Annotated in this window: 9 protein-coding genes; 6 read left to right on the top strand and 3 right to left on the bottom strand. The window is 41.7% G+C overall.

Going from position 1 to position 12,364, the window contains the following annotated elements:
• Positions 1-141: 141 nt before the first annotated feature.
• Positions 142-3,126 carry a SusC/RagA family TonB-linked outer membrane protein gene (locus GXP67_RS32885; protein WP_162447044.1) on the top strand — a complete coding sequence of 995 codons (2,985 nt, stop codon included), beginning with the start codon at positions 142-144 and terminating at the stop codon, positions 3,124-3,126.
• Between the two features lie 23 nt (positions 3,127-3,149).
• Positions 3,150-4,475: a RagB/SusD family nutrient uptake outer membrane protein gene (locus GXP67_RS32880; protein WP_162447043.1), complete on the top strand. Its 1,326-nt coding sequence runs from the start codon at positions 3,150-3,152 to the stop codon at positions 4,473-4,475.
• Between the two features lie 140 nt (positions 4,476-4,615).
• On the opposite strand, the gene GXP67_RS32875 is transcribed toward GXP67_RS32880, so the two are convergent.
• Positions 4,616-5,869, bottom strand: coding sequence for an ATP-binding protein (locus GXP67_RS32875; protein ID WP_162447042.1), 1,254 nt, complete (start codon positions 5,867-5,869; stop codon positions 4,616-4,618).
• 9 nt (positions 5,870-5,878) lie between these two features.
• Positions 5,879-6,679 carry an alpha/beta fold hydrolase gene (locus tag GXP67_RS32870; protein ID WP_162447041.1) on the bottom strand — a complete coding sequence of 267 codons (801 nt, stop codon included), beginning with the start codon at positions 6,677-6,679 and terminating at the stop codon, positions 5,879-5,881.
• 459 nt (positions 6,680-7,138) lie between these two features.
• Between GXP67_RS32870 and GXP67_RS32865 the strand changes: the two genes are divergently transcribed.
• Both GXP67_RS32865 and GXP67_RS32860 read left to right on the top strand, forming a co-directional pair.
• The gene (locus GXP67_RS32865) at positions 7,139-7,585 is read left to right on the top strand and encodes an OsmC family protein (protein WP_162447040.1); all 447 of its coding nucleotides are present in this window, start codon (positions 7,139-7,141) and stop codon (positions 7,583-7,585) included.
• Between the two features lie 110 nt (positions 7,586-7,695).
• Positions 7,696-9,081 carry a mercuric reductase gene (locus GXP67_RS32860; RefSeq protein WP_162447039.1) on the top strand — a complete coding sequence of 462 codons (1,386 nt, stop codon included), beginning with the start codon at positions 7,696-7,698 and terminating at the stop codon, positions 9,079-9,081.
• Positions 9,082-9,403: 322 nt separating this feature from the next.
• Here the strand turns inward: GXP67_RS32860 and GXP67_RS32855 are convergent, their stop codons facing one another.
• Positions 9,404-10,540, bottom strand: a complete 1,137-nt coding sequence (locus GXP67_RS32855; RefSeq protein ID WP_394351990.1) for an alpha/beta hydrolase — start codon at positions 10,538-10,540, stop codon at positions 9,404-9,406.
• A gap of 267 nt (positions 10,541-10,807) precedes the next feature.
• Between GXP67_RS32855 and GXP67_RS32850 the strand changes: the two genes are divergently transcribed.
• On the top strand, positions 10,808-11,542 hold the full coding sequence (locus GXP67_RS32850; protein WP_162447037.1) for a metallophosphoesterase family protein: 735 nt from the start codon (positions 10,808-10,810) through the stop codon (positions 11,540-11,542).
• A gap of 27 nt (positions 11,543-11,569) precedes the next feature.
• Positions 11,570-12,340 carry a class I SAM-dependent methyltransferase gene (locus GXP67_RS32845; protein ID WP_162447036.1) on the top strand — a complete coding sequence of 257 codons (771 nt, stop codon included), beginning with the start codon at positions 11,570-11,572 and terminating at the stop codon, positions 12,338-12,340.
• Positions 12,341-12,364 lie beyond the last annotated feature (24 nt).

Genomic DNA, 12,364 nt, shown 5'->3' with positions numbered 1-12,364 from the left:
AAACATTCGGGATAAAAGAAAATAAGCTAGGAAGAATGTAAATGAGCTTATAAATAAATTATACTATATCGCTAATATTTAGAATTATTTTAGGATAATCAGTATGTTTACCATAATTATCACAACCAACTAAAAAACTATATGAAAAAAAGCTTACATCATTTCAAATGGTTGCTGCTGCTTTTACTGCTACCAGTTACAGCAATGGCCCAGTTCACAGCAACCGGTAAAATAAGCGACCAAAGGACGAAGGAGCCTATCATTGGAGCTACCATTCTGGTAAAGGGAACCACTACTGGTACAGTCACCAATACGGACGGAAATTTTAGTATTACTGTACCTACCCAGTCTGCTACCCTCTCCATAAGTTATGTAGGTTATCTGTCTCAGGAAGTACCGGTAAATAACAATTCTGGGGCACTTGCTATTCAACTGGAAGAAGACGTTACCAGACTGGAAGAAGTAGTTGTATCCGGACTGGCGTCTTCGGTGAAGAGATCAAACCTGGGTAATGCCGTATCCACTGTTTCAGCGAGGGAACTGACAGGAACTACCAATCCGCAAACCCTGGATGGTGCCTTGTATGGCAAACTGACCGGGGCAAATATTGTCGCGAACTCTGGTGCGCCAGGCGGTGGTATATCCATGAAACTAAGAGGGATCAGTACGATTATTGGTTCGTCGGAGCCTTTATACATTGTAGATGGTGTATATATGGATAATTCGGCTATTTCTTCAGGAATTAATGTGGTTACAGCCGCTTCCAGGGCAACAGGGGCGACTTCAACACAGGATAATCCAGCCAACCGGATTGCTGATCTGAATCCGTCCGACATCGAAAACATTGAAGTATTAAAAGGTCCTTCGGCAGCCGCCATTTACGGAGCCAGAGCCAATGCAGGGGTGGTTATTATTACGACCAAGCGAGGCCGGGAAGGTAAAACTAATATTTCGTTTAACCAGGACATAGGTTTTGCTTCTGCCTTGCATTTGCTAGGTATGCGCAATTATACCGATGAGCGTGTATTAGCCGGATTTAATGAAGCCGAAGTGGCCAGATACCAGGCAGCCAGAAGTGCTGGCAGGTTAATTGATTATGAAAAAGAATTGTATGGCGAAAAAGGACTGCTAATCAACAGCCGGATCAGTGTATCGGGCGGTACAGAAAAAACAAAGTTCTTTATTTCGGGGACGTTGCAGGATGAAGAAGGGATTATTAAAAATACAGGCTTTAAAAGAAAAACGATCCGGGCAAATATTGACCACAAAATTTCAGATATCTTTGATTTCTCTATCAATACTAACTACATTAATTCTTCTGCCGATAGAGGTGTTACCAATAATGACAATGCAGGTATTTCCTATGGCGTTGCTTTGAGTTCTACCGTGCCCTGGGCAAATCTGTTTCCAGATGAAAGAGGCGTTTACCCCAATAATCCGTATGCATCTTCCAACTTTTTACAAACCCGCGATTTGTCCACCATTAATGAGGAAACCAACCGCTTTCTGGGCGGAGGTAGCCTGAATGTGAATCTGTTGCGCAGAAATAATTCTTTGTTGCGCCTACTATTACGGGGCGGCTTTGATTATTATAACCTGGCTTCCACCTTGTATTTCCCGGAATCCCTGCAATGGCAGCAGGCAGGGCTTACTGCCACCAATGGTTTGTATTCCAAAGGAAGTGGATTAGCGTTCAATACCAATGCTTCTGCATTCCTGCTTTTCAATACTTCCCTCGCAGGCATTGACCTCAACTCTCAACTGGGCGTAACCCGTTTGTCTTTCCGTAACGACCGGGTGAATACATTTGCTACTCAGCTTATTCCCGGACAGCAAAACCTGGAACAGGCTGGCGCTACCCAGGTATTTAACCGTTCCCTGGAAAACCAGGATTTTGGCTATGTATTTCAGCAGGAAGCGAACTTTCAGGATAAAATTATTGCAACGGCAGGCATCCGGTTCGATAAGTCGAATATGATCGGCGATCCCAACCAGTTGTTTGCTTTCCCCAAAGTTTCTCTGGCAGTAAACCTGGCTAATTTTGATTTCTGGAAATCAGAAACCATTAATCAGGTAAAATTAAGAGCTGCCTATGGAGAATCCGGAGGTATACCCAGCGCCAACCCTATATCCTTGCAGGCGCCTAAATTTACAATAATGGTTCCCGGCAACACTTCTGGCCAGACGGGATTAGTTATTGGAACTACTCAGGGAAGTGCAAACATTTTGCCTGAACGTTCCAAAGAATTAGAAACAGGGATTGACATCGGATTATTTGATAGTAAAGTTTCCCTGGAGGCTACCTATTATATTAAAACCGTCGACGACCTGATCCTGCTGGCGAATGTACCTACCTCTAGCGGCTTCACCAATCAATATGCAAATGTGGGTACACTCCGAAACAGAGGTGTAGAACTTTCGCTTGGGGTAGCTCCGATAAATAACGATGTTATCCGGTGGAACACCAAAACCAATTTCTGGCTCAACAAGTCAGAAATCACCCGCCTGGATGTAGAGCCATTTAATCTGGGCGGATTTTCTAACGCACTAGGATCTTTCAGGCTCGAACAAGGAAAATCAGCTACACAAATTGTAGGATTAGTGCCAGACCAGGGAGTTACTCAGATCGGGGATGCTACGCCGAAATTTCAGGTGTCTTTTTATAATGATATCGTATTTCTGAAAAATTTCCAGTTTTCGATGCTATGGCACTGGAAACAAGGCGGCCAGAATATTAATCTTACGCAACTGCTCACCGATCTGGGTCAGACCAGTTATGACTATGATAATGATGAAAATGGCAATGGCATACCCAATGGCGTAGAAAGGACAAATGCTTTAGGCGCTGATACCAGGGTATGGGTGCAAAATTCAAGTTATGTAAAACTACGTGAGGTAGCGCTGTATTATAATGTTCCCAGTGCTGTTACTAAAAACATTTCTATGAAAGCCATAGAAGGTATCCGCCTGGGTGTATCCGCCAATAATGTTCTCCTGTTCTCCGATTACAATAGCTACGATCCGGAAGTATCTAATTTTGGGAACAATGGTATTTCTACCGGCGTAGAAGTAACGCCTTTTCCTTCTTCCAGAAGAATTTTCTTTCACCTGGGCGTAACTTTTTAAATGCACCTCTAATGTCTTATACCATGAAAAATATAAAAATATTCTATATTCTAAGCCTCCTGCCACTGGTATGGTTATCGGCCTGTAAACTAAATGATCTGGAAAATGTAAACCAGCCCACACCAGATCAATTCAGCAAAAATGCAAGTGTAGCCCAATTAAATACGCTCGTTACTGGCTCAATCTCTCAGATGCGGGCCAATTACGATTTATATATTGATGATCTGGGAGTATTGGGCCGGGAATCCTACCGCTTTTCCGGTTCTGATCCACGGTATACTTCTGACCTTCCGGGAGCCAATGGCGCACCGCTGGATAATAATGCCTTTTACACGACCAATCCCTATGCGTCCAGGTATGCTACCGTAAAAACGCTTAATATTCTGATCAATGCAGTAAATAACACCAACATTCCTGCTGACACGGCCAAACAAGCTTACCTGGGTGTTGCCAAAACGCTGAAAGCGCATGAATTACTCATGGTGCTCAATATGCAGCATGAAAATGGAATACGTATTGATGTAAATGATCCTGAGAAATTAGGTCCTTTTTTGAGCCGCGAAGAATCTTTTGCAGCCATTGCCGCCATGCTGGATGAAGGAGCCCAGCATTTAACCACAGCAGGAACCAGATTTCCATTCTTACTACCCTCCAGTTTTGCTGACTTTAATTCCCCTTCCACTTTCAGGCAATTCAACAGAGGATTGGCAGCGAGGGTAGCTGTGTACCGGAGCAGGTTCGATGAAGCACTTACTCTTCTGACACAATCATTTCTGGATCTGAATGGTAACTATACGAAAGGTGTATACCTGAATTATTCAGCAGGTTCTGGTGACCGGTTAAATACACTCTATCTTGCTCCTAATGCCACTGGCGATATTCGCCTGGCCCAACCGAGCTGGGTGGCTGAAGCGGAAGCAACAGATAAAAGGCTTTCAAAAGTATTACAACGAACTACACCAGCTACTTCGGCCGGACTTACAGGCACCCACGATATTTATTTGTATAGAAGTAATACCGATCCGACCCCTGTTATTACCAATGAAGAACTGGTATTGATCTATGCCGAGGCGCAGATACAGGCAGGTACCCCAGCAGAAGGCGCATTAGCACTGAATAAAATACGGACAAATGCCGGGTTACTCCCCTATGCCGGTCCTTCAGATAAGGAATCTTTAATTACTGAAATGCTCAAACAGAGAAGATATTCGCTATTTATGCAAGGGCACCGCTGGATTGATATGCGCCGGTATAACCGCCTGAATCAGCTCCCGGTTGACCGGGCAGGGGATATTGTACATACACAATTCCCGAGGCCATTCCCTGAAGTAGGCGTTCAGGGTGGTTAGGATGATTTGAAAAAAGTGGAATAAGAAAAAATCTTATTCCACTTTTACTTTCTGCTTGTTTTAGACTAAGCATTCAAATTAATTATCAATAGTTTTATCAACAACAAGTCACGAACAACCCACAACAATTCAGTAATAGCTTATTTCTGAAAGTATATTTTAAAAGTAGTCCCTATATCGATCCGGCTTTCAACATCTATTTTTCCGCCGGCATTTTCCACCATTTTTTTAACAATGAATAAACCAATGCCTGTACCGGAAACATGGCTATGCAAGCGTTGAAAAAGGCCAAATATTTTTTCTTTCTTCGCCATATCTATTCCCAGTCCATTATCTTCCACAATAAGTACCTGATAACTTGTTTCTTCCTGCATAGAAATATTTACTACTGGTTTCCTTTTTGGAGAATGGTACTTAATTGCATTGGATATAAGATTATACAGAATACTTTTCAGGTTTTTTTGCGAGAAACGAACTTTTGCAGAACCAAGCTCCAGTTTGATTTCAGCGTTTGCCTCAGTAATCTGGGGAGAAAGATCTTTCAATACCTCAAACAGGACTTCGCTCATGAGAATGGGGATTTCTTCATCCTGGGAAGGTTTATTTACCTGGGCTACATCCGTAAGATGCTGGATTGTTAACTTAAAACGTTCTACAGAATCATAGAGCATCGCATAGATATGTTGCACTTTTTCAGGTTGTGGCCTCTCGGTACTGAGTTCCCGCTTCAAAACTTTCAGCAAACCTTCTATGTTCAGGATAGGCGCTTTCAGATCATGGGAAGCCGTATAAATGAAGGTATCTAATTCATTATTCAGCCGGGTGAGCTGGCGATTCACCTCTGCCAGGTTTTGATTAGTGGCCAGCAATTCTTCCTGGCCGGCCATAATTTCCTGATTTGCGGCTGTTAACTGTGTGTTTGCATAGGCTAATTCCTCGCTTATAAATTCCGCTTTTTTTTTAGCCAGCAGTAATTCCTGTTCGTATTTTCTGCGGTCGTTTATATTTACCAATGTGAGCCGGTTCAGAACAGGCCGGCCCATATCATCTTTTATTTGAATGGCATTAACCAGTACAGGCAAAGTACTGCCATCACGCCGATACAGATCCAGGCTTATCTCCCGGAAAGAACTCTGCATTTGAAGTAAAGGAGCCAGATGCGTTTCGAAATAAATTTTACCTCCGATGTGTAACAGGTCCTGAAAATTCTTTTGTAGCAATATGTCTTCCTGCGTATATCCCAGCCAGTCTAACAAGGTTTTATTCAGCTTTACGATCAGGCCACCTTTGAGAAAAGATAAATACCCACACGTAGCATTGTGATAAAGCTCTTCTGCACTTTCCTCTAAAAATTTCTGATAATCAGATGTATTTACGTATTTACCGTTCTCCACTAAAATATATCAACTATTTAATGTCAAAAAATTCTTTATGGCTTCTATTGTTTCCTGGGGAGCACTCATATGCGGGCAATGGCCGGTGGTCTGCAAAATTTCCAGGGTATCTTTGGGTAAGTGTTGATGCATATATTCTCCTACAGAAAGTGGTGCAATTACATCATGCGAACATTGCAAGGTTAATGTCGGAACCGATACCAAAGGCAATACTGCCCGGTAATCTGAAAGAAAGGTTACCCTGGCAAAATGCCTGGCAATATCAGGATCTGTCCGGCAAAAACTATTAGTCAATTCCTCTCCTAACTGCGGTTTTTCCTGGTTGCTCATAATAACCGGCGCCATCTGACTTGACCAGCCTAAATAATTCTGATCCATTGATTCCAGCAAACCATCAATATCGCTTCTGGAAAATCCCCCTACATACTCATTTTGATTAATATAGCACGGAGAAGGTGCTACCAGAATCAGTTTGTCAAAGTAATGAGGCATTTTTATGGCTGCCAGAATAACAATAATGGCGCTTACCGAATGGCCCACCAGGATCGGCTTTTTTAATGAAAGTGTATCGCATATTTCAAGTATATCGTCAGCATAGCCCTGAAGGGAATCGTATTTAATCGGATCATAGGCTGAAAGTGTGGACTGCCCGGCACCTACATGGTCGAATAAAACAATCCGGTATTGCTCCTCAAAGGCTGGTACTATCCAACGCCACATATGCTGGTCACACCCAAAGCCATGCGCAAAAACCATCGCCTGTTCGCCCCTGCCCTTTACCTGTACATTATTTCTTTTGATTACATCCATTTGGTAAATATATCAGTAGATAGGTAAGCTTGTTTTGAATGATATTACCTTTCCTTCCGTTAACCATACTATTACGGAAAAGATTGTATCGCAGACTATTTTTGACACCGTTAGCAAGAAATAAAAATTCTCCCCGTTCACTTTATTTCTAAGTGTAGCCATGGCGATTGTGTTGATTTTAGCAGAAATTTTTGCCCGGGAACGAGTTAGCTCAATTTATGGAAACTGAGTACGATTTGCAATAGTATAACACTTGTTACAGGAAGAATAAAGGATTCATGTATGTGTTTAGTGAGAAAATACCTGAACTCAAGATAAACTTAATGAACCCTTTCCTGAATAAACAAGGCTGGATCAGTACATACATTTAAAAGCAATTAGCTAACTATCAATATTAATGATATATTAAAGATATTGCCATCAGCTATCCGCCTGTTCAAACCTTAATTCACCTTTACAATGAATTCTTCCGCAAAAAAAGTATTAGTGGTGGTTGAAAAAGATACCTTCACTGCCAGCATTCGCACCCATACCCATTCTTTTACCATTGATGAGCCAATAGAGGTTGGCGGCAACAACCTTGGGCCCGATCCCTATGAAGTGCTTTTAGGTGCATTGGGTGCCTGTACAGCCATCACACTCAGGATGTATGCGGCCAATAAAGGATGGCCACTAACAAGAATTTCTGTTTCTTTAGCTCATCAGAAGATCTATAATCAGGATTGCCAGAATTGTGAGCAGAACTCAGCCAGATTAGACAATATAGAAAAAGTACTCTATCTGGAAGGCAACCTTTCCGAAATGCAACTGGAGCGGTTAAAGATAATAGCTGATAAATGTCCTGTACATAAAACACTTGTTGCAGGCATGAGCATTACTTCTTCGCTTGCTGTTCCTCCTGTATAAAATAAGTATAGGTTGTTTTTCAGGAATTATCCTAACAGCCCATACATCCGTTAATGCAGATTCACCTAATACATACAGCAAACTGCTTCTGAAAAGCAGCAAAACTACCTATGGAAAAATATGATGCTATTATCATTGGAGCAGGCCAGGCAGGCATACCACTGGCAAAAAAACTGGCCAAGGCTGGCTGGAAAACAGCGATTATTGAAAAAAGGCTTATCGGAGGCACCTGTATAAATGATGGTTGTACCCCTACTAAAACGATGATTGCCTCTGCCCGAATTGCCTATCTGGTTAAAAACAGTAACAAGTGGGGTATCACTACTGATTCTTATACAGTGGATATGCCTGCTATTGTAAAAAGGAAAGATGACATAGTAATCACTTCCAGAGAGGGATCAGAAAAAAATCTACAGGAAACAAAAGGACTGGAAGTGATTTTTGGAGAAGCAACGTTTACCGGCATCAAAACACTTTCGGTCACCTTAAAACAGGGAGACAGGCGTTTTCTCAACGCAGATAAACTGTTTATTGACACAGGCGCCCAGCCTTTAATTCCTCCCATACAAGGCATTCAGGATATAAACTACCTTACTTCTACCACGATATTGAATCTGACAGAAGTACCGGAGCACATACTTATTGTGGGTTCAGGTTATATCGCCCTGGAGTTTGGACAAATGTACAAGCGGCTTGGCAGCAAGGTAACTATTGTGGAGAAAGGAGAGAAATTCTTATCCGGAGAAGATGAGGATGTAGCAGAAACGATGAAAAATATTCTGGAGGAAGAAGGAATCCGGATTTATACCAAAACCCAGGTATCGCAGGTGCAGCAATTGAACCCTACACAGATTAACGCTACTTTATCAATAAATAATCTTACCGAGGAAATAAGCTGTTCCCATTTATTAGTCGCTACCGGTAGATCTCCCCAGATCGGATCTTTGAACCTGGATAAAACCGGGGTTGAAACAGATGATAAAGGATATATTCAGGTGAATGATAGGCTCGAAACGACAACGGAGGGAATTTTCGCTCTGGGGGATGTTAAAGGAGGGCCAGCTTTTACACATGTTTCCTATAATGATTATATTATTGTGTGGAAAAATCTGCTGGAAGGCGCTGATCTTTCCATCAAGAATCGCCTTCTCCCCTACTGCCTGTTCACTGATCCGCAATTAGGCAGACTAGGTTTGTCAGAACAAGAGGCTTTACAGAAAGGATACCAGATAAAAATAGCTAAACTTCCCATGGAACATGTAGCCCGTGCCAGGGAAACAGGAGAAACGCTGGGGTTTATGAAAGCCATTGTAGATATACCTAGCAAACGTATATTAGGCGCCGCTATAATCGGAACGCAAGGCGGTGAAATTATGAGCGTATTGCAGGTAGCCATGATGGGAGGCATTACCTATGAGCAGCTAAGATATGCGATGTTTGCGCATCCAACTTTTTCAGAATCGCTTAATAATTTGTTTATGAAGATTGAAGAATAAATATTTTAAAAAATGTAACAACTATCGCAACCTCAATCATACACATCCCGTATACCTACTTACTTGAACGATTTAGGATTACTTGTTAACCCTTTAACGTTTGATATGAAGAAGGGTTAAAAGAAGTCATCCATAGATTAAAACTCTATCAGAAGGCATTTTTTTAGTCCTTTTTCTTTTTATGAATAATTGCATCCCAGATTAATACAGTTCCATATCCCCTCATCGAGAAATTTTACTCTATTAATTCATCCTCTTAATTCAGGAACACCAACCTAGATTTGCCTTACTTACAAAATGAACAGATTGAAATTAAACGAACTTACTTTGTTTTTTTATTCGTGACAGATGTAAGCAGACCGGTAACAGCGTCTTCGCCTTTTACCGCATAGGCAGGTTTTTTATGGGAAGCATCAAACACTTTAAGCGTTTGTTCCGGTTCCAGTTTAATAAAACTTTCATCTATCTCTCCTGCCCCACTGGTAATGGCCTGTAGAGAAAGACCTAAATGCTTGGCCATAAAAGGATACATGGCTTTTCTTTTACTAATCCCATAGTCATGCCCTTCCTGTGCCAGATGCTCGTACGTTACATTATCTTCCTTCCCATACAGCCGGTAAATATTGCGGATATAGGGATATTCTACGTCAGGGGTATTTTTCGTCCAGTCTTTTCCATCTGAAATGAGCATCATCGGTCTGGGAGCAGCCAGGGCAGCGATCTCCACATTGCTGGTCTGATGGTCTTTGCTTTTATGAATAGGCATGCCGCTTTCACAATTACAACCTCCAAAAAAATGAGCGGATACCATCACCACAGGCACCGAAACCGCAATACGTTTATCTAAAGCGGTCAGTAAAAAAGTCTGCGTTCCACCACCTGATTCTCCGGTTACGCCAATCCGGGCAGGATCTACCTTTGGAAGCGAAAGCAGAAAGTCAACGGCCCGCATACTGTTGATGGCCTGTAAAGTTAAAACCTGGGAATAGGTATGTTTGATCTGGTCGGATTCTCCATAGCCTACCATGTCAAAAGATAACACCACCGCACCCATGGTTGCAAGGGCGGCACACCGTTTCTGTACACTTTCCTTAAACCTTGGATTGTCACCATGTCCATGCGGAGAAAGGACGGCGGCATAGGAAGCTTGTTCTTTAAGCGGCCGGTACAAATTTCCGGTTACAAAAAAGCCCGGCAAACTTTCAAAAGCCACATTTTCCACACTATACCCTTGATAAACTCTTTTGCTATGGATGATCGGTTTCAGAGGAGCCTTGGTAGCAAAACCAGTAAGCCGCCCACCTTGCAGAATGCCTTGCCTGATCTGTTCTGCCCGTTTTTCCCATCCTTTCAAGTCCTGATAGGTGGAAGCAAAACGCATAAGTGCTTCTTTTCCTTCCGCTTCAGTAAAATAAGGTCCCCGGCAAAGCATGGTAGTATCAATTGCTTGTGCTCGCATATTACCAGTAGAAAGTAGCACAGCATATAACAGAAGAAGAATCACCCTTGCCGGAATGGAAAAGTCTGGTTTCATGGCTTAGATTTGGTTTAGGACGAGAATTTACACAAACCTACACAATCATAAAAATTATTATGTGTTTATTTGAAATTTGTAAGGCAGCAACACTTTGTAATTAATTTTCAATTCAATGTAGTGCTGGCTTATGAGGCAGAATTTATTCAGCTTATTATTGTACGTTAGCTTCTGAATACAGCTGTAGCCATTATGACAAAAATACTTACCAATCCAGCAGGAGGAAGACGATGGGTGATAGCAGATATACATGGCTGCTTACAAACGCTTAAAACACTTGTGGAACAGAGAATTTCTCTTACAAAAGCAGACCAACTGTTCCTGCTGGGAGATTACATAGACAGAGGGAAGCACAGTGCAGGCGTTTTAGATTACCTGATGGGTTTGGTTTCCGAAGAATACCAGATTTATCCCTTGCTTGGCAACCATGAACAAATGCTGCTGGATGCCTGGCAGTACAACCTAAATGTTAAAGGTACTGGTAAAGAAAAACCAATAGCTTCCAGAATGATGAGCGCCTATGAACTGCTGGATGCATCAGGTGACCTTATTCCTGCTTATGCCGAATTTCTGGAAAGTTTGCCCTATTACTACGAATTAGATAACTTTTACTTGGTACATGCAGGGTTTGATTTTAAAAACCATAATCCTTTTACCGATTATACCAGTATGGTGTGGATGCGTAATTTTACGGATAATCCCACTACTAAAACGATTATTCACAGCCATCAGATTAAAGACCTGCATGAGATAAAATCCAAAATAGAAAACAGAAATAAAATTATTCCTTTGGATAATGGTTGCTATTATGGCCTTTATTATTCCAAAGAAGAAAAACTTAAACTACAAATGGAAAATATGACCGGTAACCTGTGTGCCCTAAATCTGGATACCTTTGAATATATTGCCCAACCTAATATTGACTAAAACATTTCACACTACAATTGCTCAGACATGAAAGAGACAAATACTATCTGGAAAGCTAATCTCTATAATGACAAACATTCCTTTGTGTATCAGTACGGCGAGAGTTTACTGGAACTATTAGCACCGAAAGCAGGTGAACGTATATTAGACCTTGGATGCGGTTCAGGACAATTAACTGCTAAATTGAAAGAATTGGGAGTAGACATAGTCGGTATGGATAGTTCCAGGGAAATGATTGATGATGCCCGGCAAAAATATCCCGGCATTGAGTTTCTGGTAATGAATGCCACCGATTTTGAATTTGCCCAGTTATTCGATGCCATTTTCTCTAATGCTGTTTTACACTGGGTCGTACAAAAAGAACAAGCCATCAAATGTATGTACCGGAATTTGAAACCAGGCGGAAGAATAGTCGCTGAGTTTGGCGGAAAAGGCAATGTACAAACCATACTGAATGAACTCAGAAAAACACTTACTAAGTATGGATTTGTAAAAAATGCACAGGCCGAAATATTTTATTTTCCCTCCATTGGAGAATATACCACACTGCTTGAAAAGCATGGATTCCGGGTAACTTTTGCGCAGCACTACGACCGGCCTACTGAATTAGCAGACAGTAACAAAGGCATTCAAGACTGGCTTGAAATGTTCGGAAATGCTTTTTTCAACGGAATTCCAGCCGAAGCAAAAGAACAGATCAAACAGGAAGTACAGGAGATGGTAAAAGGAGAGCTTTTTACCAACGGAAAATGGTATGCCGACTATAAAAGAATCAGGGTTGTAGCGGTTAAAGAATAGACACCATTAATGGTTATTAGTTAT

The organism is Rhodocytophaga rosea, from assembly GCF_010119975.1.
Lineage (GTDB): Bacteria > Bacteroidota > Bacteroidia > Cytophagales > 172606-1 > Rhodocytophaga > Rhodocytophaga rosea.
This window is presented reverse-complemented; position numbering and strand designations above follow the sequence as displayed.

Bases quoted from the DNA above. Each gene is read 5' to 3' on its own strand.
- GXP67_RS32885 (WP_162447044.1), top strand. From the start codon at position 142: ATGAAAAAAAGCTTACATCATTTCAAATGGTTGCTGCTGCTTTTACTG.
- GXP67_RS32880 (WP_162447043.1), top strand. From the start codon at position 3,150: ATGAAAAATATAAAAATATTCTATATTCTAAGCCTCCTGCCACTGGTA.
- GXP67_RS32870 (WP_162447041.1), bottom strand. From the start codon at position 6,679: ATGGATGTAATCAAAAGAAATAATGTACAGGTAAAGGGCAGGGGCGAA.
- GXP67_RS32865 (WP_162447040.1), top strand. From the start codon at position 7,139: ATGAATTCTTCCGCAAAAAAAGTATTAGTGGTGGTTGAAAAAGATACC.
- GXP67_RS32860 (WP_162447039.1), top strand. From the start codon at position 7,696: ATGGAAAAATATGATGCTATTATCATTGGAGCAGGCCAGGCAGGCATA.
- GXP67_RS32855 (WP_394351990.1), bottom strand. From the start codon at position 10,540: ATGCGAGCACAAGCAATTGATACTACCATGCTTTGCCGGGGACCTTAT.
- GXP67_RS32850 (WP_162447037.1), top strand. From the start codon at position 10,808: ATGACAAAAATACTTACCAATCCAGCAGGAGGAAGACGATGGGTGATA.
- GXP67_RS32845 (WP_162447036.1), top strand. From the start codon at position 11,570: ATGAAAGAGACAAATACTATCTGGAAAGCTAATCTCTATAATGACAAA.